Annotated in this window: 27 protein-coding genes and 1 pseudogene; 12 read left to right on the top strand and 16 right to left on the bottom strand. The window is 61.9% G+C overall.

Features of this window, described 5'->3' with window-relative positions; translation table 11 throughout:
- The first annotated feature begins 260 nt into the window (after window positions 1-260).
- The 4 genes from J5M73_RS03410 (at window position 261) to J5M73_RS03395 (ending at window position 2,386) form a co-directional block, all read left to right on the top strand.
- Complete coding sequence (locus tag J5M73_RS03410) at window positions 261-497, top strand: glutaredoxin family protein (protein WP_102860924.1); 237 nt, start codon at window positions 261-263, stop codon at window positions 495-497.
- A gap of 112 nt (window positions 498-609) precedes the next feature.
- A complete protein-coding gene (locus J5M73_RS03405) occupies window positions 610-1,056 on the top strand; it encodes a S24 family peptidase (protein WP_102860925.1) in 447 nt (148 codons plus the stop codon).
- Between the two features lie 40 nt (window positions 1,057-1,096).
- Window positions 1,097-1,417 (top strand): transcriptional regulator, encoded by a 321-nt coding sequence (locus J5M73_RS03400; RefSeq protein WP_102860926.1) that lies wholly within the window; start codon window positions 1,097-1,099, stop codon window positions 1,415-1,417.
- 78 nt (window positions 1,418-1,495) lie between these two features.
- Window positions 1,496-2,386 carry a pseudouridine synthase gene (locus tag J5M73_RS03395; protein ID WP_102860927.1) on the top strand — a complete coding sequence of 297 codons (891 nt, stop codon included), beginning with the start codon at window positions 1,496-1,498 and terminating at the stop codon, window positions 2,384-2,386.
- Window positions 2,387-2,458: 72 nt separating this feature from the next.
- On the opposite strand, the gene J5M73_RS03390 is transcribed toward J5M73_RS03395, so the two are convergent.
- Window positions 2,459-2,680, bottom strand: coding sequence for a YgdI/YgdR family lipoprotein (locus J5M73_RS03390; RefSeq protein WP_102860928.1), 222 nt, complete (start codon window positions 2,678-2,680; stop codon window positions 2,459-2,461).
- Between the two features lie 284 nt (window positions 2,681-2,964).
- On the opposite strand from J5M73_RS03390, the gene moaB reads away from it, so the two are divergent.
- The gene (gene moaB, locus J5M73_RS03385) at window positions 2,965-3,504 is read left to right on the top strand and encodes a molybdenum cofactor biosynthesis protein B (protein WP_102860929.1); all 540 of its coding nucleotides are present in this window, start codon (window positions 2,965-2,967) and stop codon (window positions 3,502-3,504) included.
- The gene (gene glp / locus J5M73_RS03380; RefSeq protein ID WP_102860930.1) at window positions 3,488-4,714 is read left to right on the top strand and encodes a gephyrin-like molybdotransferase Glp; all 1,227 of its coding nucleotides are present in this window, start codon (window positions 3,488-3,490) and stop codon (window positions 4,712-4,714) included. The genes moaB and glp overlap by 17 nt, the downstream gene beginning before the upstream one ends.
- Window positions 4,715-4,768: 54 nt before the next feature.
- On the opposite strand, the gene J5M73_RS03375 is transcribed toward glp, so the two are convergent.
- The 3 genes and pseudogenes from J5M73_RS03375 to J5M73_RS03365 all read right to left on the bottom strand — a co-directional run.
- Entirely contained in the window at window positions 4,769-5,023 is a 255-nt protein-coding gene (locus J5M73_RS03375) for a hypothetical protein (RefSeq protein ID WP_102860931.1), read from the bottom strand.
- A gap of 245 nt (window positions 5,024-5,268) precedes the next feature.
- Window positions 5,269-6,726 carry a mannose-1-phosphate guanylyltransferase/mannose-6-phosphate isomerase gene (locus tag J5M73_RS03370; protein ID WP_102860932.1) on the bottom strand — a complete coding sequence of 486 codons (1,458 nt, stop codon included), beginning with the start codon at window positions 6,724-6,726 and terminating at the stop codon, window positions 5,269-5,271.
- A pseudogene (locus tag J5M73_RS03365) lies at window positions 6,727-6,894 on the bottom strand (sugar transferase); the annotation flags it as partial.
- Window positions 6,895-7,121: 227 nt separating this feature from the next.
- On the opposite strand from J5M73_RS03365, the gene yegS reads away from it, so the two are divergent.
- Complete coding sequence (yegS, locus tag J5M73_RS03360; protein ID WP_102860933.1) at window positions 7,122-8,021, top strand: lipid kinase YegS; 900 nt, start codon at window positions 7,122-7,124, stop codon at window positions 8,019-8,021.
- A gap of 1 nt (window position 8,022) precedes the next feature.
- Here the strand turns inward: yegS and J5M73_RS03355 are convergent, their stop codons facing one another.
- The 3 genes from J5M73_RS03355 to J5M73_RS03345 form a co-directional block, all read right to left on the bottom strand.
- The gene (locus J5M73_RS03355; protein ID WP_102860934.1) at window positions 8,023-8,682 is read right to left on the bottom strand and encodes a response regulator transcription factor; all 660 of its coding nucleotides are present in this window, start codon (window positions 8,680-8,682) and stop codon (window positions 8,023-8,025) included.
- A complete protein-coding gene (locus tag J5M73_RS03350) occupies window positions 8,679-9,572 on the bottom strand; it encodes a sensor histidine kinase (RefSeq protein WP_102860935.1) in 894 nt (297 codons plus the stop codon). Before J5M73_RS03350 ends, J5M73_RS03355 begins: the two co-directional genes overlap by 4 nt.
- 534 nt (window positions 9,573-10,106) lie before the next feature.
- Complete coding sequence (locus J5M73_RS03345) at window positions 10,107-10,544, bottom strand: hypothetical protein (RefSeq protein WP_102860936.1); 438 nt, start codon at window positions 10,542-10,544, stop codon at window positions 10,107-10,109.
- Between the two features lie 563 nt (window positions 10,545-11,107).
- Here J5M73_RS03345 and J5M73_RS03340 point away from each other — a divergent pair.
- Both J5M73_RS03340 and J5M73_RS03335 read left to right on the top strand, forming a co-directional pair.
- Complete coding sequence (locus J5M73_RS03340) at window positions 11,108-12,043, top strand: chemotaxis protein CheV (RefSeq protein WP_102860937.1); 936 nt, start codon at window positions 11,108-11,110, stop codon at window positions 12,041-12,043.
- A 94-nt stretch (window positions 12,044-12,137) separates the two neighbouring features.
- Window positions 12,138-12,941: an MOSC domain-containing protein gene (locus J5M73_RS03335; RefSeq protein ID WP_102860938.1), complete on the top strand. Its 804-nt coding sequence runs from the start codon at window positions 12,138-12,140 to the stop codon at window positions 12,939-12,941.
- An 81-nt stretch (window positions 12,942-13,022) separates the two neighbouring features.
- Here J5M73_RS03335 and J5M73_RS03330 read toward each other — a convergent pair whose 3' ends face one another.
- The 8 genes from J5M73_RS03330 to J5M73_RS03295 form a co-directional block, all read right to left on the bottom strand.
- Window positions 13,023-13,307 (bottom strand): pyrimidine/purine nucleoside phosphorylase, encoded by a 285-nt coding sequence (locus J5M73_RS03330; protein WP_102860939.1) that lies wholly within the window; start codon window positions 13,305-13,307, stop codon window positions 13,023-13,025.
- 74 nt (window positions 13,308-13,381) lie between these two features.
- Entirely contained in the window at window positions 13,382-13,921 is a 540-nt protein-coding gene (locus J5M73_RS03325; RefSeq protein WP_102860940.1) for an exonuclease domain-containing protein, read from the bottom strand.
- Window positions 13,922-13,983: 62 nt separating this feature from the next.
- Window positions 13,984-15,969, bottom strand: coding sequence for an acetyl/propionyl/methylcrotonyl-CoA carboxylase subunit alpha (locus J5M73_RS03320; RefSeq protein ID WP_102860941.1), 1,986 nt, complete (start codon window positions 15,967-15,969; stop codon window positions 13,984-13,986).
- Between the two features lie 57 nt (window positions 15,970-16,026).
- Complete coding sequence (locus J5M73_RS03315; RefSeq protein WP_102860942.1) at window positions 16,027-16,824, bottom strand: enoyl-CoA hydratase-related protein; 798 nt, start codon at window positions 16,822-16,824, stop codon at window positions 16,027-16,029.
- Window positions 16,821-17,978 (bottom strand): citronellyl-CoA dehydrogenase, encoded by a 1,158-nt coding sequence (atuD, locus tag J5M73_RS03310; protein WP_102860943.1) that lies wholly within the window; start codon window positions 17,976-17,978, stop codon window positions 16,821-16,823. The genes J5M73_RS03315 and atuD overlap by 4 nt, the downstream gene beginning before the upstream one ends.
- Window positions 17,979-18,019: 41 nt before the next feature.
- Entirely contained in the window at window positions 18,020-19,636 is a 1,617-nt protein-coding gene (gene atuC / locus J5M73_RS03305) for a geranyl-CoA carboxylase subunit beta (RefSeq protein ID WP_102860944.1), read from the bottom strand.
- Between the two features lie 3 nt (window positions 19,637-19,639).
- Complete coding sequence (locus J5M73_RS03300) at window positions 19,640-20,509, bottom strand: SDR family oxidoreductase (protein WP_102860945.1); 870 nt, start codon at window positions 20,507-20,509, stop codon at window positions 19,640-19,642.
- A 10-nt stretch (window positions 20,510-20,519) separates the two neighbouring features.
- Complete coding sequence (locus tag J5M73_RS03295) at window positions 20,520-22,310, bottom strand: acyclic terpene utilization AtuA family protein (RefSeq protein WP_102860946.1); 1,791 nt, start codon at window positions 22,308-22,310, stop codon at window positions 20,520-20,522.
- Window positions 22,311-22,488: 178 nt separating this feature from the next.
- Here J5M73_RS03295 and J5M73_RS03290 point away from each other — a divergent pair, with 178 nt between their 5' ends.
- The 3 genes from J5M73_RS03290 to J5M73_RS03280 all read left to right on the top strand — a co-directional run bounded on the left by J5M73_RS03290 (window position 22,489) and on the right by J5M73_RS03280 (window position 24,452).
- On the top strand, window positions 22,489-23,112 hold the full coding sequence (locus J5M73_RS03290; protein ID WP_102880406.1) for a TetR/AcrR family transcriptional regulator: 624 nt from the start codon (window positions 22,489-22,491) through the stop codon (window positions 23,110-23,112).
- Window positions 23,113-23,208: 96 nt separating this feature from the next.
- Window positions 23,209-24,003 carry a transporter substrate-binding domain-containing protein gene (locus J5M73_RS03285; RefSeq protein ID WP_115580617.1) on the top strand — a complete coding sequence of 265 codons (795 nt, stop codon included), beginning with the start codon at window positions 23,209-23,211 and terminating at the stop codon, window positions 24,001-24,003.
- 95 nt (window positions 24,004-24,098) lie between these two features.
- Window positions 24,099-24,452 (top strand): pyoverdine biosynthesis protein, encoded by a 354-nt coding sequence (locus tag J5M73_RS03280; RefSeq protein ID WP_102861009.1) that lies wholly within the window; start codon window positions 24,099-24,101, stop codon window positions 24,450-24,452.
- A 40-nt stretch (window positions 24,453-24,492) separates the two neighbouring features.
- Here J5M73_RS03280 and J5M73_RS03275 read toward each other — a convergent pair whose 3' ends face one another.
- The gene (locus tag J5M73_RS03275) at window positions 24,493-25,041 is read right to left on the bottom strand and encodes an RNA polymerase factor sigma-70 (RefSeq protein ID WP_011062465.1); all 549 of its coding nucleotides are present in this window, start codon (window positions 25,039-25,041) and stop codon (window positions 24,493-24,495) included.
- Between the last annotated feature and the right edge of the window lie 262 nt (window positions 25,042-25,303).

The raw sequence follows: 25,303 nt of genomic DNA, 5'->3' as shown, positions 1-25,303 counted from the left end.
GAGGCAAAAAGGCCGCGAGGATCGCCCGGTTGGCGGTAAATAATGCTGACTCATGTCATTTTTTGTTGAGAATTTCGCATATTCGCGAGCCTTGGCCAGGCTCATAAAGTGTCTATCGAGGTGCTGTACGCCTGTCGGAGCATTCTCTGCGCAGGGCCGCAGAGGGGCAGGGGGCCTGGGCATATCTGGACAGAGGCGGGTCGACGGCTTTCGCGCTCGGGCCTAAAATAAGCACCCGTTCTTCACACGGTTGCCCTGTCATGCCCCCTGAATGCCAATTGTTCGGCACCCTTGGTTGCCACCTGTGCGAACTGGCCGAGGCCGAGTTGATGCCGCTAGTGGAGCACGGCCTGATGGTCGAGCTGGTGGACATCGCCGAGAGTCAGGAACTGTTCGAAAGCTATGGCCTGCGTATCCCGGTGTTGCGCCGGGTGGACAATGGCGCCGAGCTCGGCTGGCCCTTCGACGCCGAGCAGGTGGTGGCGTTCCTGCGCTGACACTTGGCTTGGAACATCCGAGGCTTCCGCCTGTCGCCCGTGCTCAGAATTCATTGGCGAGATCTGTCGATTGGTTTACTGTATGCATATACAGCTATCGAGGAGTCTCGCCATGTCTCTCACTTTCCTGACCGGTACCGAACGCTCGCAGCCGTTGCCAACCTGTTTTCTGGAACTGGGTGATAGCGGCTGCGCTGCCGTTGCCAATGAGCCCACCGGTAGCGGCTTTTCCCTGGATCGGACCCTGGGTCTGGGGTCTCCCCAGATCCACGGCCTGTTGGTGGACGACGACAACCTGCTGGGGTTCGGCATCTACCCCGGGGATCGGCTGATCGTCGATCGCTCAGCCAATCCGGTGGTGGACCAGTACCTGGTGGTACGTCCCCAAGGCGCCCATGAATACTCGCTGCGCCTGCTGGCTCCCGATCCTCGTGGCGGTCTTTTGCTCAAGGCGGCGCGCCCTTCAATCCCTTCCTTGGTGCTGGATGACCTAGGCTCGATCGAGATCTGGGGTGTGGTGTTGTGGGTGGTCAGTTATGTGGGACGCAAGCAGCCCTGATGGATATGGCGGACGCTTCAAACGGTTAAAGGAATAAATGATGGTCAATGTCGAACAACTGAAAAACAGCGTGAACAGCATGTCCACTGATGTGCTCCGTGAGGCGGTGCTTGAGTTACGCCTGGATGGGTTGGTCACCGAGGGCAAGACCCCCTTCAACAAGCTGCACTTCAATACCTGCTTTGCCGAGATCGAAGCCCTGTTCCAGCGAGCGGGGTACCACCGGCAACTGGATGTGGTGGGTTATCAGGGGCTGCTCTATGCCCTCTATGATCCGGGTCGCTGGGAGGCTGTGGACGTGCTGCGCTGGCTTAAGGAGTTCACCGAGGCAGCGGCCCAGGCCAAGCACTCGTGTGCCTGAGGTCGGGCAAACTGCTTCTAGGTTCCTGAGGGGCGCTGTTGGATAATGCCGCCTTGCATTGATCTTTCGAGCTTTTGTATGTCCACCGCGAGCTTTTCCGCTGCACAGCATCAGGCCAGTACCTTGTATCTGCCCCCTGGCTCCTGGCCGACGGTGCTGGATTGCCTGTGTGATCACTTCAAGGCCATCAGTCGTGAACAATGGCTGGATCGTATCGCCCGCGGCCGAGTGCTGGACGGGCAGGGCCAGCCCATCAGTCTGGACCTGGCCTATCGCGAAGGCTTGCGGATTCATTATTTTCGCGAGGTGCCGGATGAGAAGGTGATCCCGGTGCAGGAGACCATCCTCTATGCCGACGAGCATCTGGTGGTGGCGGACAAACCGCATTTTCTTCCGGTCACCCCTGCGGGCGAGTACGTCGAGCAGACTTTGCTGCGTCGCCTTATCCGCCGCCTGGACAACCCGAATCTGGTGCCCCTGCATCGCATTGACCGGCATACGGCAGGGCTGGTGCTGTTTTCTGCCCATCCCGGCAGCCGCTCGGCCTATCAAGCGTTGTTCCCTACCCGGCAGATCGAGAAACGCTATGAAGCCATTGCTGGCGCCTTGCCACACCTGAGTTTTCCCCTGGTGCACAAAAGCCGATTGGTGGACGGGGAGCCCTTCTTCCGCATGCAGGAAGGCGAGGGGGCGAGCAATACCGAAACCGCCATCGACGTCAGGGAAAGGCACGGCGATCTGTGGCGCTATGCCTTGTACCCGGTGACCGGCAAGAAGCATCAGTTGCGGGTACACATGAGTGCCCTTGGAGCGGCGATCTGCAATGACCCGTTCTACCCCGAGGTGCTCAAGGACGCCGAGGATGACTATGACAATCCACTGAAGCTGCTGGCTCAGGGCCTGCGCTTTATCGATCCGCTGACTGGGCAGGAGCGCGATTTCGAAAGCCGTATCAGTCTGCAGTGGTGAAAAACCGTCTCGCAGAAACAATAAAACCCGCAGCAAGCGGGTTTTATAACATCAGAGCAACCACCGTCGGACTTACAGCTCCTTGACGGTACGAACCTGATCCTTGTTGATGCGAGTGTGTTTGCCGTCCAGCTGTTCAAACTCGTAGAAGCCGGAATCCTTGTCGTATTCAGGGGTATCGACGGCCTGGATTTCGCGACCGTCATTCAGGGTGATCACTGTCGGCGAGGCGCAACCGGCGAGAGTGGCCAGGCCCAGTGCGAGCATGAGAGTGGCGAGGGTCCGTTGAGTCATTGTGTGTCTCCGAAATGAGTACTTTTGAGTGCTGGTCTTCAGACGTATACAACGTCTGCAAGTTCCTTGGCCAGGGACATTCTGTCACGTTGCCGGGCGGATCGCAGGCGTTGGCGGCTGCAGCTTAGCTCACAGCGCCTGTTTGTCCGCGGTCTGGCTTTCTCGACGGCCGGACTGCGTGTGCTGGCAGTCCGGGGCAAGGTGAAGGCCGACCCCGCAGCGGCGCCGGATCAAAGCGCTGTGATATAACACCGGGCTGTGTCTCCTACCTCTGGATCGAGCCTATGAAAGCCAAGGCTGATGTACCTTTTGCTCCCCTGAATATTGCGGTGCTGACCGTCAGTGACACCCGCACCCTGGAAACCGATACCTCCGGCCAGGTCTTCGTCGAGCGCCTGGGCGCCGCGGGCCATCGATTGGCGGCGCGGGTGTTGCTCAAGGACGATCTGTACAAGATCCGCGCCCAGGTCGCTACCTGGATCGCTGATGACGTGGTGCAGGTGGTGTTGATCACCGGCGGCACCGGTTTTACTGGTCGCGACAGTACTCCGGAAGCTGTGGCCTGCCTGTTGGACAAGCAGGTCGATGGTTTTGGCGAGCTGTTCCGGCAGATATCGGTGGCGGATATAGGTACTTCCACTGTGCAGTCCCGTGCCTTGGCCGGGCTGGCCAACGGCACCCTGGTGTGCTGCCTGCCGGGTTCCACCAATGCGGTACGTACCGGCTGGGACGCAATACTGGCCGAGCAGTTGGATTCGCGGCATCGGCCGTGCAACTTCGTCCCTCACCTGAAACAGGCGGCGCCTTGTGAATCCCGTGGGTAAGCCGGGCAAGCAGGGGGCCTTGATGCCGGTGGAGCAGGCATTGGCGCGCCTGTTGGCCATGGCCGAGGCTGCGCCCATTGTCGAGCGTGAACGGCTGCCATTGGCAGCCACTGAGGGCCGGGTCCTGGCTGAGGCGCTGGTATCCAGCCTGGATCTGCCGCCTTGGCCCAACAGCGCCATGGATGGATACGCCTTGCGCGTGGAGGACTGGAAGGGCGAGCCCTTGCCGGTCAGCCAGCGGATTTTCGCCGGGCAGTCCCCCGAGCCCTTGCAGCCGGGAACCTGTGCGCGGATCTTCACTGGCGCTCCGGTACCGGCGGGTGCGGATTGCGTCGAGATGCAGGAAAACACCCAGGTTCAGGATGATCAGCGCGTACGTTTTACCGAGCCATTGAAGGTCGGCCAGAACATCCGTCCCCAGGGCCAGGAAACCACCATAGGCGAGCAGGTCTTGGCTGCCGGTACGCGCTTGGGGCCCATCGAGCAGGGCCTGGCAGCGTCCTTGGGATGTGCCGAGCTTGAGGTGCTGCGTCGAGTCCGTGTGGCGGTGTTGTCCACCGGCGACGAACTGGTGGAGCCTGGTCAGCCTCTTGGTCCGGGGCAGATCTACAACAGCAATCGAGTGCTGCTGTGCAGTTGGTTGAAGCGTCTGGGTTGTGAGGTGCTGGATGCGGGAATCCTTCCCGACGATCTTCCCGCGACCCGTCAGCGCCTGGCGGAGTTGGGGGATGTGGACCTGATTCTTTCCACCGGCGGTGTCTCTGTGGGGGAGGCGGACTTTCTCGGTATCGCCCTGCGGGAAGCTGGTGAACTGGCCCTGTGGAAACTGGCGATCAAGCCTGGCAAACCCCTGACCTTCGGACATTTTCGTGGGGTACCGGTGATTGGCTTGCCGGGCAATCCGGCATCGACCCTGGTGACTTTCGCCCTGCTGGCGCGGCCTTATCTACTGCGGCGCCAGGGCGTGCAGCAGGTGCAACCATTGAGTTTCCAGGTGCCGGCAGGCTTTGTCTGGCCCAAGCCCGGCAATCGTCGCGAATACTTGCGTGGCCGCCTGGAGAATGGGCGAGCGATCATCTATCGCAATCAGAGCTCTGGCGTACTGCGCAGCGCTGCCTGGGCGGAAGGTCTGGTAGAGGTGCTGGAAGGTCGGACCCTGGAGGAAGGTGACGTGGTCAATTTCATTCCCTTGAGTGAAGTGCTGGAGTGAAGTGTTGGATTGATCGGCCACGGGCCCGGTTCTGCGCCGGGTCCGTGCTTTGCTTCAGCGCAGCAGCAATAACAGCAGCAGTCCGAAACGGCTGTGGAAACCCCAGGTCACCAGCCCTGCCATTATCGAGGCCGCAAATGTCAACCAGGCCAGGCGTTTGATTATCGATAGCGGCCTGGAATGAGGCGGATGTGCTTCGGACGAGAGTGGCACATCGAACTCCCGAAGTGGAGGAGCCGCCAGCCAGGAGCTGTCGTTGATGCGATTGAGCGTTGAATGCCCTTGTGGATAAAACCCCTTGTCGTTCATGACGGTGCACTTCCTTGTATGAGGCGTCAGCGCCTGGCATGCACAGTCACTGATTGGCTCCGCAGGGTCAATTCAGGCAAATCTCATTCTTCGGTCAGAAAATTCACTTTGAGTCCTACGTCTCGTTTCAGGCGCCTGTACTGAGGCTGCCCGACGCCTGGGCCTGGGTTTATTTATCGGGCGAGTTGCCTGACGAGCAGCTTCGTCACTTGCCGTTGTGGCAAATTCACGGGGCCAACGCTGTTTCAAGTGCTACCGGGGGCGGCGGGAGCTCGGCCATAAATGTCGTTGAAGCGCACGATGTCGTCTTCGCCCAGGTACTCCCCGCTTTGCACTTCGATCATTACCAGGTCGATCACCCCGGGATTGCACAGTCGATGAGGGCGACCGGGCTTGATAAAGGTCGACTCATTGGTGTCGAGCAGAAACTCGTCTTCTCCGTTGGTCACCCGGGCCATGCCGCTGACCACGATCCAGTGCTCACTGCGGTGGTGGTGCCTTTGCAGCGACAGCGAGGCGCCGGGTTTGACTTCGATACGCTTGATCTTGAAGCGCGGTCCTTCCTCAAGCACGGTATAGGTGCCCCAGGGGCGGTTCACGGTGCGGTGCAGGCGGTAGGCGTCGTGGCCCAGGCGCTTGAGCTCCTGGGCGATCAATTTGACCTCCTGGCTGCGCTTGCCGTCGGCGATCAGCAGGGCGTCCGGGGTGTCGATGATGATCAGGTTGTCCAGGCCGATACCGCCCACCAGGCGCTGGCGTGAATCGATGTAGCAGTTGCGGACATCATGCAGCACGGTCTCGCCGTTGCACTGGTTGCCGTGTACGTCCGCCGGGCTCAGCTCGCGCACTGCTTGCCAGGAGCCGATATCGCTCCAGCCGAGCTGGCAGGGCACCACGGCGACCTCCTTCGATCGCTCCATCACCGCGTAGTCGATGGAGATGTCCGGCGCCAGGGCGAAGCTGTCGCGGTCCAGCTCCACTTGCACTTCGCGTTGGCCTTGCCTGTGGTGGCTCAGTTCCAGGCAGCGCTCGACGGCATTGACCACCTGCGGCGCGAATTTGCGCAACTCACGGAGGATCACATCAGCGCGCATGCAGAACATGCCGGCGTTCCACAGGTGCTGGCCGCCGTCGACGTAACACTGGGCAGTGGCAGCATCGGGCTTTTCGACGAAACGGCTGACCTGGAAGCTTTCACCGTGCAAGCCCAGGCCTTTCTCGATATAGCCGAAACCGCTTTCGGCATGGCTCGGCTCGATACCGAAGGTCACCAGCCAGCCTTGCTCGGCCAACTGCCGGGCGCGCGCCACCGCGGTGGCGAATGCCTGGAGGTCATTGATCAGATGATCGGCGGGCAGCACCAGCAGTTGTGCGTCAGCGCCGTAGTGCTGGTTGACGTGCAGCGCTGCGGCGGCAATGGCCGGCGCGGTATTGCGGCCGAAGGGTTCGAGGATGAAATCCAGTTCAAGCTGAGTCTTGTTCAGCGGGCGGTAGTCATCCAGGGTGCGAAAGAGCACTTCACGGTTGGTCACCGTCAGCAACCGGCCGACGTCTTTCAGGGCCGTGGCGCGCACGAAGGTCTTCTGCAGCAGGCTCTCGCCGTCTGGCAGGCGCATGAAGGGTTTGGGCATCGCCTCGCGGGACACCGGCCACAGGCGGGTGCCGGCGCCGCCAGCAATGATGCAGGGAATGAGCGGGCTCATTTAGAAGGCCTCGTGGATCATGATGACGGACGCGATGGTGCGGAACAGAATGTGCAGTTCAAGCCAGGCTGACCAATTTTCGATGTATTCCAGGTCGAATTCGACACGTTTTTCGATTTTTTCCAGGGTATGAGGCTCGTCACGGTAGTTATTGACCGGCGCCAGCCCGGCAGCGGCAGATTGCGCAGGATCAGTTGCAAGCGCAGCCGGTTGTCGAAGAGCGACTCGGCGTACTAGCTATGAAAGATTTTCCTCGTTGGCAGGCTAACCTGGGTCATGAGTGGTGAGGTACGAGCCAGGCTGGCTTGGGCAAAAAAATAATCGATGGGACAGACTTATTTTGCTGTGCCCGAGGTCAACATCCCTCAAGGAACCCATAACCGGAGTCATGGTTGATGAATGAGCGCAAGGCACTGTTGATACTGCACGGCAAGCAGGCCCTCAACGATGAGGTGCGCGCTGCGGTTGAGGCCAAGCGTGCTGCCGGCTGGGAGGTTTCGGTGCGTCTGACCTGGGAGGCGGGAGATGCCCAGCGTCTGGTGAGCGAGGCGCTGGACGCCGGGCATACCCGGCTGATTGCCGGAGGCGGCGACGGTACGCTGCGCGATATCGCCGAGGCCCTGGCCAACGCGTCGACCCAGGCCAGTCTGGCGCTGCTGCCATTGGGCACGGCCAATGACTTTGCCCGGGCTGCCGGTGTTCCCCTTGATCCGGCGGCGGCCCTGGAGCTGCTGGACGTCCCGGCCCGGACGATCGACCTGGGGGAGGTTGGCGGGCAGATTTTCCTCAATATGGCCACCGGCGGCTTTGGTAGCCAGGTCACCGCCAATACCTCTGAAGACTTGAAGAAAGTCCTTGGCGGTGCCGCTTATCTGTTCACCGGGCTGTCGCGCTTTGCCGAGTTGAGTGCGGCTTATGGCGAGTTGCAGGGGCCGGATTTCCATTGGCGTGGTGAGTTGCTGGCCCTGGGCATCGGCAACGGCCGGCAGGCGGGAGGCGGGCACGAGCTTTGCCCGGGAGCCATGGCCGACGACGGCTTGCTGGATATCAGCATTCTGCCGGCGCCTCAGGAGCTGGTGGGCACTCTGAAGAGTCTGCTGGCCGGTGGCTTGGGGATCGACAATATGTTTGTCCGCGCGCGTCTGCCCTGGGTCGAGATCAAGGCCTCAAGAGGCCTGGACATCAATCTTGATGGCGAACCGCTGCAGGGCGACACTTTGCGGTTTACCGCCCGTCCTGCGGCCTTGCAGGTGCATTTGCCGGCGGATTCGCCGTTGCTCGGCGCCGCTCGCTGAGTCAGTCGTCGAGGCTGATGATGCGCTCGCGCACGGCGAACAGCACCAGCCCGGCGACGTCGAAGATCTGCAGGCGTTTCATGATCTGCGAGCGATGGGTTTCCACGGTCTTGATGCTTAAACCCAGGCCCAGAGCGATCTCCCGGGTGGACTTGCCCCGCACGATCAGCCGCAGTATTTCCAGCTGGCGAGCCGTCAGGTTGTGGTTTTCCGCAGGCTGGGGCTGGTGCTTCTGGGCTCGGGTCAGCGCCTGGTTGATCACGGTATGAGCAATGGCCGGACTCAGGTAGCGCTCGTTGTTGCGCAAGGCTTCCAGGGCGTGTTCGAGTTCGGTGGCGGTGGTGTCCTTGAGCAGATAGCCGTGGGCGCCGGATTCCAGGGCCTGCATGATCAGGGAGGGGTCGGTATGCATCGACAGAATCAGGACTTTGCTCTGGGGCCGCATTGCCTTGAGCCGGCGCAGGGCGTCCAGGCCGCCGATGCGTTTCATCGACAGGTCCAGCAGGACGATGTCCGGATGCAGTTTCTCGACCATTTCCAGCAGTTGCGCGCCGTCATCGGCTTCACCGATCACCGCGTATCCGGGAATGTCCGTGACCAGGGCACGCACGCCAGCCCGGATAAGCGAGTGGTCATCCACCAAGAGTAAATTACAGGTCAATGTGAAACCTTATTCGTGCTGGCCCGCTCCAGGGTGCGAGGGGCCCAGGGAAAGAGTGCTTCGATCTGGGTGCCTTGGTCGAGCTCGCTGGTGATCTGTAACAGGCCGCCCAACTGGCTGATTCGTTCCTGCATCCCGGCCATGCCGCGCTGGCCCAGGGCGCCGGGATCGCTGGCCGGGGCGAACCCCTGGCCATCATCGCTGATGAACAGCGAAAGGCCTTCCGGCAGTCGCTGTATTCGTACCAACAGGTTTTTCGCCTGGGCGTGGCGCAGCATGTTGGTGACCGCTTCCTGGGTGATGCGGAACGCTGCGACGGCCATCTCCTCCGGGATTCCCGACAGGCGCTGGCGGCATTCCAGGCTCCAGTGCACCGAGGTGTTTTCCAGGGTCTTGAGCAGGTGGGCGCGCAGGCTGGCCTCCAGTCCCAGGCTGGCCAACTGCCGGGGATTGAGGATTGCGGACACGTCACGCACTTTGGCCAGGGTCTCTTCCAGAGTGGTGCCGAGCACCGCGCAGGAGTCCTGCAGGTCGTCCGGCAGGCGACGCTTGAGCCAATCGGTCTGCAGTTTTGCCGCTGTCAGCAACTGGCCGATGTCATCGTGCAGTTCACGGCTGAGGCGGTGTCGCTCATTTTCCTTGACCTCTAGCAGGCGTTCGGCGAGCTCCTGGGGCTGAAAGCGGATGGACTTTCGCGAATAGCCGTATTGCACCCAGATACAGGTCAGCGCCGCGATGTTGAGCAGCAGCAAGATCAGCGGCAAGGGCCGGTCCAGGCAATAGATCAGTGCGTTGCCCAGGGTCGAGCAGGAACACAGCAACAGGCTGAGCCAGCGCAGATGATCTAGAGAGAGGGGCCAAGAGAAGAGAGACTTGAGGCTGGCGTACATAGCGGATGGAGCCAATGAATGTTCGCTGCGAGAGCCCTGTCAGAAGTGGATGACGAGGCTTGTTTGAGAAACGGTGTTATTTGAATACTCGGTTTCAATCAACGTTGTCTGTTTGTCTTGTACAAGCCGAGTAGTGACTGCCGACATTGGAATCAAAGTGCCATTACTGTGTCCGTTTATGGGCGACATAATACCACCGAAGATACCGTTGGTCGCGTTTATACGCACAGTTATATATGTCCTGAAAGTCAGGAATATGGATCTGCTGTACGTTTGTTCCATTTCCTCCATGGACTTCGGGAGGGGTAATGAAAGCGCGGGATATGGGCGATGTTGCGGGCCCATACAGGGCTCTGAACAGTAAGTCCCGGGGCTGGCGCTAGTTGGAGTTGGTGAATCGATAATGTCGCTCTTGGGTATGAAATACTCAATAACGACCAGATAGTTGACCCTGAGTCTGAAGTTCTAGTGATATTTCGGGTTGGCTATTGTAACTGCGGGTTTTATCTGCCAGCCAGCGGCACAAGTGCAACTTCAATGGGTGCAGGATGGATAAGCGCAGGTACAGTTTTGCGCCACTTGATCGGTCAGTTCGTTGATCAGCAGGGCCTGTTCGCTGTCATCCAGATTGAGTTGGCCGTTGTGCGGGTCGATCAATTCCAGTTGCCAGGCCATCAGGGTCAGGCAGCTTTTCAAGGCGTCGAGGATCGGATCGTTGAGGTCCACTGGATGTGCTGTACGTTTCAACACGCCATGAATGTGCAAGGCGAATTCGGCCAGCGGGCTGATGGAATGGCGTGCTGCCGTCTGGGCCAGGCACAGCAGGCTGGCGAGCAGGCAGTTGATCGCTTCTTCGTCATTCCTGATCAAGTGCAGATGGCTCAGGCAATCTTCCGATTTAGCCAGTAGAGCCTGAGCTTCAAGCAGGAACTCAGGCAGGGGGGGAGCGCACTCATGGCCGTCCTTTAGCATGCTTATCTCCATGACTTCGAGTCCGATGGCGGGATAGGGCCTTGGCTGAACGGTTTTAAGGTATGACGCGTTTTTTGCGTTTGCATATCAGATATATCTGATTTTTTTTCAGGTGGCGCGAGCGGCTGTGATAGTGGTTGTTCATCGCTTTTGCAAGCAGCCCGAATGCCGGCCACAGCAATGCGGCGCACTTGCGCTGGGGCTTGATGGGCGTGGGTGCTGAGGCTTGAAAGGGTGCTGGGCCACCTTTCTGCGATCACAAACAAAAGCCTGACTCCGTTCATGCAATGAGAATGGCGTCACATTAATGGCTATTGGATATTGCGAATATCAGGATGGTCCTGATTGTTGCTAGGGGAAACCCTTAGGCGCGGGAACTTCACGCCGCGAAGGAGGTCGCGCCGTCGGAGAGTCGTGCTGATGAATTGACCGGCTCAGTAAAGCATGATGTTAATGTGACATCAATGGCTTTCATGTGGCAATTTGCATGCGGGTCAAGATCCGGCGGATCCCGCCGATATCTGTCTTTAGTGAATTCATCAGAACAAGCCCAGGAGTCATTAATGGCCGGCATTCTCGACACGGTAGATCAACGCACGCAGCTGGTGGGTGAGAATCGCCTGGAAATCCTCATGTTTCGCCTGGCCGGTCGGCAGCTGTTCGCGATCAACGTCTTCAAGGTCCAGGAAGTCCTGCAGCTGCCCAAGCTGACCCTGATGCCGCAGCGCCACCCGTTCGTTTGCGGTGTGGTCAACCTGCGTGGCCAGACCTTGCCGGTCATCGACCTGTCCCAGGCCATCGGCATGCGCCCGCTGGTTCCGGGGCCCAACAGCACCATCATCGTCACCGAGTACAACCGTTCGGTGCAGGCGTTCCTGGTGGGCGGCGTGGACCGCATCGTCAACATGAACTGGGAAGCCATCATGCCGCCGCCCACCAGCGCCGGGCGCCAGCATTACCTGACGGCCATCAGCAAGGTTGACGAGCAACTGGTGGAAATCATCGACGTCGAGAAGGTCCTGGCGGAAATCGTGCCCTACAACGCCAAGGTTTCCCGGGACAAGCTGGAAGATCCTGTGCTCGAACGTGCTCGCGGCCGTGAAGTGCTGCTGGTGGATGACTCCAACGTGGCGCTTTCGCAACTGCGCGACACCCTCGGCCAGTTGGGGGTGAAGATGCACATCGCCAGCGATGGCCTCAAGGCTCTGAACATGCTCAAGGCCTGGGCCGACACCGGGGTCGACATGACCGACAAGTTGTTGATGGTATTCACCGATGCGGAAATGCCTGAGATGGACGGCTATCGCCTGACTACCGAGATCCGCAACGACCCACGCCTGCGTGGGCTGTATGTGGTCCTGCACACATCCTTGTCCGGCAGTTTCAACGAATCGATGGTGAAGAAGGTCGGTTGCGACAACTTCCTCTCCAAGTTTCAGCCGGACAAACTGGTGGACGTGGTCCGTCAGCGTTTGATGCTGGATGAAGTCAGCGTCTGATTCATGAGGATGTCCGGCTGCTTTTCCCTTGCACCTTTGTTTCGTCGAAGCGCTGGTATAGGGTGAGGCTTTTTGCCCACACAGGGAGCTGGACATGCGTCTTAGCGCGCTTTATCGATACCCGTTGAAATCCGCAAAGGGCGAAACCCTGCAACAGATCGGCCTGGACAAGCTCGGCCTGGAGGGGGATCGCCGCTGGATGCTGGTGGACGAGGCCAGTGGGCGCTTCCTCACCCAGCGTGCCGTGGGCCGCATGAGTCAGCTCTCGGCGTTGTGCAATGACCAGGGTGGCCTGACCCTCAGCGCTCCAGGGTTTTCCACCCTTGACGTGCCCCTGCCAGCGGCCGATGCCGCACTGCGCGGCGTGACCATCTGGCATGACAGCCTGCGGGTGCCTGATGCCGGTGACGAAGCGGGCGCCTGGGTAAGTGACTTCATCGGCAAGCCCACCCGCCTGGTGCAGGTACCCGCGGAACGGGCGCGAAGCACCGCCGCCGGTTACGGCAGGGACGATGATCAAGTGGCGTTCGCCGATGGTTTTCCACTCTTGTTGATTGGCCAGGCATCCCTGGAGGACCTGGCCGGTCGCGTCGGGCGGCCTCTGGAGATGCTGCGTTTTCGACCCAATCTGGTGATCGAAGGCAGCGAGCCCTTTGCCGAGGACCAGTGGCGGCGCATACGGATTGGCGATGTCGAGTTTCGTGTGGTCAAGCCGTGCTCGCGCTGCATCCTGACCACCATTGACCCACAGACTGGCGAACGCAGCGCCGACCGCGAACCCCTGGCCACTTTGCAGAAATATCGCGCCCAGGCTGACGGGGCGATGTTCGGGCAGAATCTGGTCAACGACGGCAATGGTCGCTTGCAGGTGGGGATGCCAGTGACCGTCCTCGAATAGCGTTTCTTGGCCCCATGAAAAATGCCCGTCTCTTATAGGAGACGGGCATTTTTTGTCAGCGCGACAGCCGTGACAGGTGAATCAACCGCGGTATTCGCACAGGTAGGCGGTTTCCACGGCGACTTTCAGTTGGAACTTGCTGTTGGCCGGTACGTTGAACTGGCTGCCGGCAGGAAAGGTTTCCCAGTCGGCGCTGTCGGGCAGGCGCACGGTCAGGGCGCCGGACACCACGTGCATGATTTCCCGTTGCGCCGTACCGAACTCGTATTCGCCCGGGGCCATGACGCCAATGGTGGCTGGACCTTCGGCCGTGCCGAAGGCAATCGACTTGACGGTGCCGTCGAAGTACTCGTTGACTTTAAACATGGGCGATTCCTCAAGAAAGGGTCAAAAAGGTCGGCCAGTATGCACAAGGCCTCAAAGGCCGTCACCTGCCGCCATCATGGAAGAATCAGCGGCAATAAGCGCGCGGTATTGCGTGCATCTTCCAGGGCTCGATGCTGCTGGCCGTTGAACTGCATGCCGGCCAGTTGCAAGGCTGCATTCAGGCCCAGGGGGCGCTCCAGACGCCTGGCCTTGGCAAAGCGCTGCTTGAGGTTCATGTGGGGGACGTCATTCAACAGGCTGTGCAGTTGCTGGTTGTGCCACTCCAGTTGCAGTTGCTTGCGGTCATAGTCGCCCCAACTGGCCCAGCCCTCCAGGCGCGACTGATGCTGGCCCAGCCAGCGTTCGAACAGGGTCCAGACTTCGCCCAACGGTGCGGCGCTGTCGATATTGGCCTGGGTGATATGGGTCAGCTCGCGACAGAACGGCGTCAGCCTGGGACGTCGCAAGGGGCGGACGAAACGCTGGAAATGGTCCTGTTCCCGACCCTGACGGTTGACCAGGGTGGCTCCGATTTCGATGATTTCCATCTCGCTTACCGGCCAGCCCCCTTCATCCGTCGTGGCTTCCAGATCTATTACCAGCCAGTGGGGCATCGCTATTTCCAGCCTTCAAGCTCCTGATGAGGCTTGAGCGTAGCCAAAGCTGAGGCATCCGCCTAGTGCTCCATTTCCGCGGCGGGGGCGGCTTGCTCCACCTCCAGCAGAATCTGCCGGTTCTTCACCTGGTCCCCGAGGTTGACCTGGACCCGGGTGATCACTCCGTCGATCCCGGCCTTGAGCGGGTGTTCCATCTTCATCGCCTCCAGCACCAGCAGCAGTTGGCCCTTGCTGACACTCATGCCCTCGCTGACCAGTACGTCGACTATGGCCCCGTCCATGGGCGCCTTGAGGGTGCCGGAATCGGTGCTCAGTTGGCCCTGTGCCGGCGCATGGGTGCGGTCCTGCAGATGCAGGCTGCCCTGGCGGCTGCTCAGCCAGAGTTCGCCGTCGTGCAGTTGATAGATGTAGTGCCGGCGAATGCCCGCGACCTCCAGCGTGGCCCGGCGGCCATCGGCGGCCATGACCTTGATTGCCCACACGCCATCCCCCTGCCGCACGTGCAACAGGCCCGATGCCGAGGGGCTCAGTTCCAGCGACCATTGACTGTCATCCAGACCAATGCGGTAGCCCAGGGGCACACTGGCGTTGTTGCTCCAGGCACTCAGGTTTGAGCGGTGTGCGCTGGCGCTGTGGTGATAGAAGAGCGCAGCGGCAATGGCCAGTTCCTCAAGGCTGGGGCGCTGCGGTTGCAGGCTCAGGTCCTCGGCAAAATGTTCGGCGATGAAGGCGGTGCTGAACCGACCGCTGGCAAATACCGGGTGCCTGAGCAGACCGGCCAGCAGCCGGCGATTGCTCTCAAACCCCAGCAGCACGCAGTCCTCGACCCCGCGCAACAGCTTGCGCCGGGCTTCCTCGCGGGAGGCACCGTGGGCGATCAGCTTGCCCAGCATCGGATCATAGAAGGGGCTGACCCATTGGCCCTCCTGCAAGCCGTGGTCGGTGCGTATCCCCGGTGCCGGCTGCCAACGCAGGACCTGGCCGGTCTGGGGCAGAAAGTTCTGCGCCGGGTCCTCGGCGTAAAGGCGAACTTCGATGGCATGGCCGTTGAGCTGCACCTGCTCCTGGGTCAAGGGCAGGGGCTCGCCGGCAGCGACTTGCAACTGCAGGGCCACCAGATCCAGGCCGGTGACCAGTTCCGTGACGGGATGCTCGACCTGCAGACGGGTGTTCATTTCCAGGAAGTAGAACTGACCGCGGGCGTCCAGCAGGAACTCCACAGTGCCGGCGCCGACATAGTTCACCGCGCGCCCGGCCTTGAGCGCCGCTTCGCCCATGGCTCGGCGCAGTTCCTCGGTCATCACCGGGCAGGGTGCCTCTTCTATGACCTTCTGATGGCGGCGCTGAATCGAGCAGTCCCGTTCACCCAGATAGATCAAGTGACCGTGCTGGTCGCCGAAGACCTGCATTTCCACGTGCCGCGGCTCGATCAGCGCCTGCTCCAGAATCAGCTCGTCGCTGCCGAAGGCATGCAGGGCTTCCGAGCGTGCGGTACGGATCTGCTCCAGCAGGTCTTCGTGCTGCTGTACCAGACGCATGCCGCGTCCGCCACCGCCGGCGCTGGCCTTGATCATCAGCGGATAACCGATGCGCTGGGCCTCGCGCTGCAAGGTGGCGTCGTCCTGCTCCTCGCCCTGGTAACCCTGGATGCAAGGCACGCCGGCTTCGAGCATGGCGATCTTCGAGCGGCGCTTGCTGCCCATCAGTTCGATGGCGGCGGCACTGGGGCCGATGAAGGTGATACCGGCGGCGGCACAGGCCGCGGCGAACTCGGGGTTTTCCGAGAGGAAGCCGTAGCCCGGATGAATGGCGTCGGCACCGCTGCGCCGGGCAGCGTCGAGGATCGCCTCGCTGTTGAGGTAGGACTGCTGCACCGGGGACGGGCCGATGTGGATGGCTTCGTCGGCCATGTGCACATGCAGGGCCTCGGCGTCGGCATCGCTGAACACGGCCACGGTGCGATAGCCCAGGGCCTGGGCGGTGCGCTGGATGCGGCAGGCGATTTCGCCACGGTTGGCGATCAGGATCTTGCTGAAGGTGGGCATACAGGCTCCCGGGAATCGGTGGGGGGCATTCGCCGGCAAGCCGGCTCCTACAAGGGCTCAGCTGGCCCAGGCCGGTTTGCGTTTCTGCACAAAGGCCAGGGTGCCTTCGAGGCCTTCGGCGCCGGTGACGGCCTGGGCGAAGTCTTCGGCGGCCTGATCCAGCAGGGGGCCCAGAGGCTGGTCGACGCTGGCCAGGAGCAGGGCCTTGGTCGCAGCGTTGGCCCCTGGCGCGCAGCGCAGGATCTGTGACAACTGCTGTTCAAGGCGTTCTTCCAGGGCCCGGGGATCAGCTTCGACAAAGTGCACCAGGCCCAGCTGCAGGGCCTCGGCACCGTCGAAGCGGGCGGCGGTCAGGGTCAGGCGTCGGGCCTGGGTCAGGCCGATGCGCCGCACCACGAAGGGGGCGATCTGCGCTGGCAGCAGCCCGAGGCCGGTTTCCGGCATGCCGAACTGCGCACTGTGTTCGGCGATGGCGATATCGCTGACACACGCCAGGCCGAAGCCGCCACCCAACACCGCTCCTTGCAGCACGCAGACCAGCACCTGGGGCGTCTGCTGGGCTTCTTCCAGCAGTGCACCGAAGGCCCGGTTCAGTTCACGGTAGGCAGCGCTGCCTCGGGTGCGGGCGCCGGCCATGTCCTTGAGGTCGCCACCGGCACAGAAATGGCCACCGGCGCCCCGCAGGACCAAGGCGCGGATGCTCCGCCGATCTCGCACAGCGGCGAGCACGGTACGCAGTTCCGCCACCATCTGCAGGCTCATGGCGTTGCGGCTCTCGGGGCGGTTGAGAGTAATGAACAGCACGCCGTGGCGTGGCTCCAGCAGCAGGGTCTGGCAGGTCGGGAGCGGGCTCATTTCTTTTTCCCCGGCAGGATGCCCATGAGTTTGCAGATGATCCCCAACATGATTTCGTCGGCGCCACCGCCAATGGAAACCAGGCGCACATCGCGATAGGCGCGGGCCACCGGGTTGTCCCACATGAAGCCCATGCCGCCCCAGTACTGCAGGCAGCTGTCGCTGACCTCACGGCCCAGGCGCCCGGCCTTGAGCTTGGCCATGGAGGCCAGGCGGGTCACGTCCTGGCCGCGCACATACTGCTCGGTAGCCTGGTAGACCAGGGCCCGCAGGCACTCGATCTCGGTGGACAGTTCGGCCAGGCGGAAGTGGATCACCTGATTGTCGATCAGCGGGTTGCCGAAGGTGCGGCGCTCCTTGCAGTACTCGATGGTGCTGTCGACGCAGTACTCCAGGCCCTTGATCATGTTCGCCGCGCCGAACAGCCGTTCCTCCTGGAACTGCAGCATCTGCATCATGAAACCGGCGCCTTCATGACCGATTCGATTGCGCTGGGGCACCCGCACATCGTCAAAGAACACCTGGGCGGTTTCCGAACTGCGCATGCCGAGCTTGTCCAGATGCGAACTGAGGCTGATTCCCGGGGTGTTCATCGGCACCATGATCAGCGACTTGTTGATGTGCGGCTTGTCGTCCGAGGTATTGGCCAGCAGACAGATGAAGTCGGCGCTGGGTGAATTGGTGATCCACATCTTGCTGCCGTTGATCACGTAGTCGTCGCCGTCCTTGTGGGCGTGGGTCTTGAGCCCGGCCACATCGGAACCGGCGCCGACTTCGGAGACGCCGATGCAGCCTACCTGCTCGCCCGTGATGGCCGGGCGCAGAAACTCGTCGCGCAGCTCATCGGAACCGAAGCGCGCCAGGGCCGGGGTGCACATGTCGGTCTGTACGCCGATGGACATGGGGATGCCGCCGCAATGGATGGTGCCGAACTCTTCGGCGGCGACGATGGAATAGCTGTAGTCCAGGCCCATGCCGCCGAATTTTTCCGGCTTGGAGATGCCCAGCAGCCCCAGCTCGCCGGCCTTGCGGAAAATCTCGTGGATGGGAAAGCGCCCGGCTTTCTCCCATTCCTCCACATGGGGGTTGATTTCGCGGTCGACAAATTGGCGCACCGTGCGCCGCAGTTCTTCGTGTTCCTGGGTGAAGATCATTGTTGTTCTCCTCAAGTGGGGTCAGACCGCGAAATGGCCTATCAAAACCGTGCCACACCGAAACTGTTGGGCTGCAAGACCCGGGCCTCTGCCTCATGGCAGATGTCCAGCAGATAGCCCAGCAGCGTGCGGGTATCCCGGGGGTCGATCAGGCCGTCGTCCCACAGGTTGGCGCTGCCGTACAAGGCTGTGGACTGGCTGTCGAGCTTCTGCGCGGTGACCTGCTCCAGCATGTCGAGCATCTTCGGGTCGGCTTCCTGGCCGTTCTTCGCATGCTTGGCCTCGGTGACGATGCGCAGCACCTTGCCGGCCTGGGCGCCGCCCATCACCGCGGTACGGCTGTTGGGCCAGGCGAAGATGAAACGCGGGTCCAGGCCACGGCCACACATCGCATAGTTGCCGGCGCCGTAGGAGCCGCCGACGACGATGGTCAGCTTCGGCACCCGGGCATTGGTCACCGCCTGGATCATCTTCGCCCCATGCTTGATCACCCCTTGCTGTTCCGACTCGGTGCCCACCATGAAGCCGGTGGTGTTGTGGAAAAACAGCAGCGGGGTGCGGCTCTGGTCGCAGAGCTGGATAAACTGCGCCGCCTTGCTCGCGCCCTGGGGCGTGATCGGGCCGTTGTTGCCGATAAAACCGCAGGGCCGGCCCTGGATCTGCAGGTGGCCGCACAGGGTCTGGGCATCGAACTCGCCCTTGAATTCCAGGAACTGCGAGCCGTCCGCCAGGCGGGCGATGATTTCCCGGGCGTCATAGGGCTTTTTCGGATCAAAGGGAATCAGTCCGAGCAGTTCGTCGATGGGATACAGCGGCTCGCTCCAGGTTCTGGCGGGCTGTACCGGCAGTTGAGCATTCCATGGCAACAGGCTGACGATCTCGCGGACGATGCGGATGCCGTCGGCGTCGTTCTGCGCCAGGTACTCGGCGGTACCGGCGACCTGGGCGTGCATCTCGGCGCCCCCCAGTTGTTCATCGGTGGCCACCTCGCCGGTGGCGGCCTTGAGCAGTGGTGGTCCGGCGAGAAACAGCTTGGCCTTGCCGCGTACCACCACCACGTAATCCGAGAGCCCGGGCTGGTAGGCGCCACCGGCGGTGGCCGAGCCGTGGACCACGGTGATCTGGGGCAGGCCCATGGCCGACATCCGCGCCTGATTGGCGAAACTGCGCGCGCCCTCGACGAAGATCTCCGCCGCGTAGTTGAGGTTGGCGCCCCCGCTTTCCGCCAGGGTTACCACCGGCAGCTTGTTCTCCATGGCGATCTGTTGCAGGCGCAGGGACTTCTTCAGGCCACTGGGGGAAATGGTCCCGCCCTTGATCGCACTGTTGTTGGCCACCACCAGCATGCGCACCCCGCACACGTAGCCGATGCCGGCGATCAGGCCGCCGCCGGCCTGGCTGCCGTCCTTGTCGTCGTGCAGCTTGTAGCCGGCGAGGCTGGCCAGTTCAAGAAAGGGCGCGCCGGGGTCCAGCAGCAGGTTGAGGCGTTCCCGGGGCAGCAACTGGCCGCGCTTGTCGAATTTGGCCTTGGCCTCGGCCGCCTTGTTCAGCAGGTTTTGCTGCAGGGTCTGCAACTGTTGCAGGCCCGCCAGCATCGCCTCGCGGTTCTGCGCGAACTGCGGGCTGTGGGGATCGAGCTGGGATTGGATCACCGGCATGGCTCAGTCCTCGCCTTTGAGCACATCGGGCAGGTAGGCCCGATGAAAACCGTTGTACGACTCACTGTTGCGCGCCTTGGCCAACGGCCAGGCGCGGCTGCCGAGGCTGGCGGCGCCGTCGATGCGCAAGGTGCTGCCGCTGACAAAGGCCGCACCGGGGCTGAGCAGAAAGACGATGGCCGCGCTGACTTCCGATTCCGTACCGATGCGTTTGAGCGGCACGTGCTCGCGCAGGGTGGGAATGATTGCCTTGAACGCGCCTTCGTAGGTGTCCATGCCACTGGAGGCGATCCAGCCCGGGGCCACGGCGTTGACCCGGACCCCGGCGTGGCCCCATTCGTAGGCAGCGGTCTTGGTGAAGTTGTCCATCCCCGAGCGGGCCGCGCCGGAGTGCCCCATGCCGGGCATGCCGCCCCACATGTCGGCGAGCATGTTGACGATGCTGCCGCCGTGGCGGCTCATGGATTGGTTGAAGACTTCCCGGGCCATCAGGAAGCCGCCCACCAGATTGGTGCGCAGCACGGTTTCGAAACCTTTCTGGTTGATCGAAGCCAGGGGCGCCGGATATTGGCCACCGGCATTGTTCACCAGGCCATGGATCGGACCAAAGCGCTCCACCAACTGCCCTACCAGGGCCTTGACCGCTTCCTCGTCGCGAATGTCGCAGGCCTGCCAGTGGGCCTGGCCGCCGTCCTCGGCAATCTCCCCGGCAACCTTCTGCAGTTTTTCCGCCTTGCGCCCCACCAGCAGCACCTGGGCCCCCAGGGCCGCCAGCTCATGGGCGGTGCAACGACCAATGCCGCTGCCACCGCCGGTGACGATGATGGTCTGGCCGGTAAACAGTTGCGCTTTGAAAATCGAGTCGTACACCACGGCAGCTCCTTTAATTGACGGCATCGGCAATGCTCTGCGGCACCGGGATCTGGATTTCCAGCAACTGCTGGGCGAAGGCCTTGCCTTGCGGGTCGATGCGCAGGCTGGCGACACCGCCGCCGCCCAGGGCGTTTTCCAGCAGGAAGTTGAGGCCATGAATGCCCGGCAGGTACCAGCGCTGGACCCGGCCGTGGACCGGGTCCAGCACATGCCCCATCCAGTCCACCAGCACTTCGGGGGTCAGGGCTTCGGCGATCCATGGCAGATAGTCGGGATGGCGCGCCAGCACACCGATATTGCTGTGGTTGCCCTTGTCGCCCGAGCGCGCCACCGCCAACTTGACCAGGGGCACGCTGGCATCGGGACGGCCTTGGGGCTTGGGCAGTGAATGCGGGGCGGGCAGGGCGCTGGCGTCCAGGCGGTCGACTTCGGGCAGGGCGCAGGGATGGCGCTGGCCGGCGAGGTCGATTTCCAGGTGGCAGGCGTCCTTGTCCAGCAGGAAAGAAAACAGCCGGATCACTGGATACACCGTGGGTCGTCCACCGACGATGCCGGTCAGCCCTGGAGCCATGCCGGTGGCGGCCTGGGCAATCTCCCTGGAGAACAGCACCAGCGCCGCCTTGTGCGGATGGCGCACCGCCAGCTTGATCACCACTTCGCGGCTGTCCTGGCGACGGCCATGGGGGCCGTAGGTGGCTTCGCTGCCCAACAGTTCAATGTTGACTTCGCTGTAGTCCGGCCAGCCGCGCTGGCTGAACATTTCGCGGGTCTTGTCGATGATCGCCTGGCTGACCCGGCGAGCCTTGGCCACCGCGTCGATCCCGGCCATCAGGCAACTGGCGGTGCAACGGAAGCCGTCCGGGTAGGTGGCGCTGACCTTGTACTGGTGGCTCGGGGGCAGACCCTTGGCGCCCTGGACCCGGACTTCATTCGGTGCCGACTGCTGCACCTGCACCTGGGAGAAATCGCACACCACATCGGGAAGCAGATAAGCCCGTGGATTGCCTATTTCGTACAGCAACTGCTCACCGACTGTCAGCGGACTGATGAGCCCACCGGTACCCGGAGCCTTGCTGACCACGAACCCGCCGTCGGCGTCGACCTCGACGATGGGAAAGCCGATGTGCTCGTAGTCCGGCACCTCGCGCCAATCGGTGAAGTTGCCGCCACTGCACTGGGCGCCACACTCGATGATGTGTCCGGCGAGGGCCGCCTGGGCCAGGCGGTCGTAGTCCCGCCAGGACCAGGCGAATTCGTGGACCAGGGCGCCGCTGACTACCGCGCTGTCGACGCCGCGACCGGTGATCACGATATCCGCTCCCAGGCGCAGGGCCTCGACGATGCCCGGGGCGCCGAGATAGGCATTGGTGGAGACGCACATCGGTGGCAAGGGGGCGTCACTGAACATTTCCTTGATTCCGGCGCCGGCCAGTTGCTTGAACTGCGGTTGCAGGTCGTCCCCCAGCAGCACGGCGATCTTCAGTGGCACCCCGGCCTGCTCGCAGGCGCTGCGCAAGGCACTGGCGCAGGCGTGGGGATTGACCCCGCCGGCATTGCTGATCACGCGGATCTGCTGTTCATGGATCGACGCCAGCAGCGGCTTGAGCACCTCGACAAAATCCGTGGCGTAACCCGTGTCCGGGTCTTTCATGCGGGCCCCGGCCATGATCGACAGGGTGATCTCCGCCAGGTAATCGAACACCAGGTAATCCAGGCGTCCACCTTCCACCAGTTGCGCGGCGGCGCTGCTGGTATCGCCCCAGAAGGCGCTGGCGCAGCCGATTCGTACGGTCTTGGTCATGGCAGGGCTCTCGAGAAAAGAACTGCGAGGAGGCTACCAAGCAAGCGCTTGGTTTGTAAATGGGCGAGTGGATTCTTCGACCCAAGCGCTTGCTTGGTAGCTGTGAGGGGCTTAAATTGCGCGCGCTACAGCCGGTTTCCGGCTGAGCTTTTGACGAAGTGACGGTAGGAGAACACCGGTGGATGAGCAAAAAGCCTTGCAGGTAGTGCGCGAGCTGATCGCCAGCGGACAAGTGACCGATCCCGAGAGCGCCCGGGGCAAGCTGTTGCAGACTGCCGCGCACCTGTTTCGCAACAAGGGTTACGAACGCACCACGGTGCGCGATCTGGCCGGCGCGGTGGGTATTCAATCCGGCAGCATCTTCCACCACTTCAAGAGCAAGGACGACATCCTGCGCGCGGTGATGCAGGAAACCATCCACTACAACACCGCCTTGATGCGCGCCGAACTGGCCGAGGCCGGCAGCGTGCGCGAGCGGGTGCTGGCGCTGATCCGCTGCGAACTGCAATCGATCATGGGCGGCAGCGGCGAAGCCATGGCGGTGCTGGTCTATGAGTGGCGTTCGCTGTCCCCGGAAGGCCAGGCCGCGGTCCTGGCATTGCGGGACATCTACGAACAGATCTGGCTGCAGGTGCTGGGCGAGGCCAAGGACGCCGGATTCATCAAGGGCGATGTGTTCATTACCCGGCGCTTCCTCACCGGCGCCTTGTCCTGGACCACTACCTGGTTTCGCGCCCAGGGCAGCATGACGCTGGAGCAATTGGCCCAGGAAGCCTTGCTGTTGGTGCTCAAGGATCATTGAGGCGCTGATTTATTCTCTGCCGCGAGATTGTCGAAGCGCCTGAAAACGCCTAGCTTTACGGCATTCCTTTTCTTTTCTCCGAGGTGTGTTGCCTTGATGTCCTTGCCGCTGCGGTCAGCCTTGCGAATGCTCTTGCTGGCGCTGGCAACACTTTGGGTCTGTCCGGCCTTCTCGGCGCAGCTGGTGCGGGTCGCGGCGGCGCATTTTCCGCCCTATACCGTCCGTCCTGAAACCGGTGCCGATACCGGTTTGCTGCCGCAATTGGTGGAAGCGCTCAACCAGTCCCAGAACGACTACCAGTTCGTCCTGGTTCCCACGTCGATTCCCCGGCGCTTCCGAGACTTCGAACAAGGTCGGGTGGACCTGGCGATCTTCGAGAATCCGGCCTGGGGCTGGCAGAGCGTTGCCCATACCAGTGTCGACATGGGCCTGGAAGATGCGGAGATTTTCGTTGCCCAGCGCGAGCCCGGCCGCGGCCAGGAGTATTTTGCCGAGCTCAAGGGCAAGCGCCTGGCACTGTTCAGCGGCTATCACTACGCCTTCGCCCAGTTCAATGCCGACCCCAAGTACCTGGCCGACAGCTACAACGCCACGCTTACCTATTCCCATGACAGCAACCTGCTGATGGTGCTGCGGGGCAGGGCGGACATTGCCCTGGTGACCCGTTCCTACCTCAGCGACTTCCTGGCCCGCAATGCCCAGAGCAGTGGCCAATTGCTGGTGTCCCAGCGCATCGATCAGGTCTACCACCACTACACCCTGATCCGGCCCAAGGCGCCCATCAGCGCCGAAGACTTTGCCGGGTTCCTGCAAAAACTGCGGGACAACGGCCAGATGCGCAAAATCTTCGATCCCTACCGCATCGTCGTGATGCCCGTGCCCCACGCCTGAGGCCCGGGTTTTCCCGCTTCTGCGGCGAGTGCGCCTAAATTTCTCCTCGCGGCCCACGTCACTTGGTTGAATGCCCAATGACGGTGAGCCTTGCCATGTCCCTTGTGAATCCGCTGAGTGTCGAGGCTGTGTCCGCCGGCAGGGCGCCGGTGATCGACGAAGTTGCCGGCCGGCAGCGGCTGTTCGAATGGATCTGTGCCCGAGGGGCGGCGCCCATCGATGCCCAGTCCGTCGAAGTGGCCCGGCAGGACCGGCTGGCATTCTGGCTGTCGGCGCAGGTGCACGCGCTGTACCTGGACCCGCCGGGTACGCAAGCGCCCCCGGCATTCGCCCACGCCCCCGCCTGTGCCGGGCATAACCGTTGTCGGTACTGCCAGCAGGAGTTCGATCTGTTGCACAAACGTGCGGCATTGCTGGTGCTTGGCCAGAGTGGCCTGCTTGAGGTGTGAACACGGTTCAAGCCAGGTGCTGCAGGGTGCCGGTCGCAGGTCAGCGGCGGGCGAAGGTGTCGGGTCGGTTGCCCGAGACTTTGCGGCAATGCACCAGGGCATCGCGAATCATGAAGTTCACCAGGGTCGGCGAGACACCCAGCTCCTTGGCGATGTCCTTTTGCGGAACGCCATGCAGGCGGTACATCTCGAAGGCGTAGCGCGTGCGGCTGGGCAGTTCGGTCAGGGCTTCGGCGATGTTTTCCAGGGTGGAAAAGTTCATGTGGGAGGTTTCAGGTGAGGCGCCATGAATGACCACATTCAAGCCTTCCTCTTCAGTGCCTGAATACTTCTGCTCCAAAGCCTGCTTGCGGTAGTGATCGATGGCCAGGTTGCGCACGATCTGGAACAGGTAGCTGAGCTGGGCCTTGAACGAAGAGGTGATTTGCGGCGCCGACTGCAGGCGGAAAAAGGCATCCTGGACCACATCTTCAGCCCGGGATCGGCAGCCGGTAATACGGGCTGCGATCTTGACCAGGATCAGACGGTTGTCGACAAAAGCCTGGAGTAACGGTGAATCGCACCTGCTTGTGGATACTTGTTCCGTCATGGAAATCACCTTGTTGCAAAGAGGTAAGTGGGACGTCAGAAAAATCCGACCTGTCCTACACATCGAGCGACAAATTAGGCTGAATGATAATGATTGTCAATTGAGAAAAAGAACTAATGCTCTCTGCCGGTGAAGATTGAGAACGGCTGCTCGTTCATGGGGTGGATCAGGGCCTTGAAGGGCAGCATGCGGACTAATTATTTCAAGACGTCATCCGTTCTCATTGGAGAAAGATTCCGGGCAGCAAGCCCGGCCACGGCGC

The sequence above is a fragment of the Pseudomonas sp. 50_B genome, assembly GCF_017491625.1.
GTDB lineage: Bacteria > Pseudomonadota > Gammaproteobacteria > Pseudomonadales > Pseudomonadaceae > Aquipseudomonas > Aquipseudomonas danubii.
The sequence above is the reverse complement of the archived record's forward strand: the minus strand, read 5'-3'. Positions and strand labels throughout refer to the sequence as shown.

Excerpts from the sequence above, each read along its gene's own strand:
- J5M73_RS03395 (WP_102860927.1), top strand. The coding sequence starts at position 1,496 with ATGTCCACCGCGAGCTTTTCCGCTGCACAGCATCAGGCCAGTACCTTG.
- J5M73_RS03400 (WP_102860926.1), top strand. The coding sequence starts at position 1,097 with ATGGTCAATGTCGAACAACTGAAAAACAGCGTGAACAGCATGTCCACT.
- J5M73_RS03315 (WP_102860942.1), bottom strand. The coding sequence starts at position 16,824 with ATGAGCCCGCTCCCGACCTGCCAGACCCTGCTGCTGGAGCCACGCCAC.
- yegS (WP_102860933.1), top strand. The coding sequence starts at position 7,122 with ATGAATGAGCGCAAGGCACTGTTGATACTGCACGGCAAGCAGGCCCTC.
- J5M73_RS03280 (WP_102861009.1), top strand. The coding sequence starts at position 24,099 with ATGTCCCTTGTGAATCCGCTGAGTGTCGAGGCTGTGTCCGCCGGCAGG.
- J5M73_RS03390 (WP_102860928.1), bottom strand. The coding sequence starts at position 2,680 with ATGACTCAACGGACCCTCGCCACTCTCATGCTCGCACTGGGCCTGGCC.
- J5M73_RS03330 (WP_102860939.1), bottom strand. The coding sequence starts at position 13,307 with ATGTTTAAAGTCAACGAGTACTTCGACGGCACCGTCAAGTCGATTGCC.
- J5M73_RS03320 (WP_102860941.1), bottom strand. The coding sequence starts at position 15,969 with ATGCCCACCTTCAGCAAGATCCTGATCGCCAACCGTGGCGAAATCGCC.
- J5M73_RS03345 (WP_102860936.1), bottom strand. The coding sequence starts at position 10,544 with ATGCTAAAGGACGGCCATGAGTGCGCTCCCCCCCTGCCTGAGTTCCTG.
- J5M73_RS03375 (WP_102860931.1), bottom strand. The coding sequence starts at position 5,023 with ATGAACGACAAGGGGTTTTATCCACAAGGGCATTCAACGCTCAATCGC.
- J5M73_RS03410 (WP_102860924.1), top strand. The coding sequence starts at position 261 with ATGCCCCCTGAATGCCAATTGTTCGGCACCCTTGGTTGCCACCTGTGC.
- J5M73_RS03340 (WP_102860937.1), top strand. The coding sequence starts at position 11,108 with ATGGCCGGCATTCTCGACACGGTAGATCAACGCACGCAGCTGGTGGGT.
- atuC (WP_102860944.1), bottom strand. The coding sequence starts at position 19,636 with ATGCCGGTGATCCAATCCCAGCTCGATCCCCACAGCCCGCAGTTCGCG.
- J5M73_RS03405 (WP_102860925.1), top strand. The coding sequence starts at position 610 with ATGTCTCTCACTTTCCTGACCGGTACCGAACGCTCGCAGCCGTTGCCA.
- J5M73_RS03350 (WP_102860935.1), bottom strand. The coding sequence starts at position 9,572 with ATGTACGCCAGCCTCAAGTCTCTCTTCTCTTGGCCCCTCTCTCTAGAT.
- J5M73_RS03325 (WP_102860940.1), bottom strand. The coding sequence starts at position 13,921 with ATGCCCCACTGGCTGGTAATAGATCTGGAAGCCACGACGGATGAAGGG.
- atuD (WP_102860943.1), bottom strand. The coding sequence starts at position 17,978 with ATGATCTTCACCCAGGAACACGAAGAACTGCGGCGCACGGTGCGCCAA.
- J5M73_RS03275 (WP_011062465.1), bottom strand. The coding sequence starts at position 25,041 with ATGACGGAACAAGTATCCACAAGCAGGTGCGATTCACCGTTACTCCAG.
- J5M73_RS03370 (WP_102860932.1), bottom strand. The coding sequence starts at position 6,726 with ATGAGCCCGCTCATTCCCTGCATCATTGCTGGCGGCGCCGGCACCCGC.
- J5M73_RS03285 (WP_115580617.1), top strand. The coding sequence starts at position 23,209 with ATGTCCTTGCCGCTGCGGTCAGCCTTGCGAATGCTCTTGCTGGCGCTG.
- moaB (WP_102860929.1), top strand. The coding sequence starts at position 2,965 with ATGAAAGCCAAGGCTGATGTACCTTTTGCTCCCCTGAATATTGCGGTG.
- J5M73_RS03335 (WP_102860938.1), top strand. The coding sequence starts at position 12,138 with ATGCGTCTTAGCGCGCTTTATCGATACCCGTTGAAATCCGCAAAGGGC.
- J5M73_RS03295 (WP_102860946.1), bottom strand. The coding sequence starts at position 22,310 with ATGACCAAGACCGTACGAATCGGCTGCGCCAGCGCCTTCTGGGGCGAT.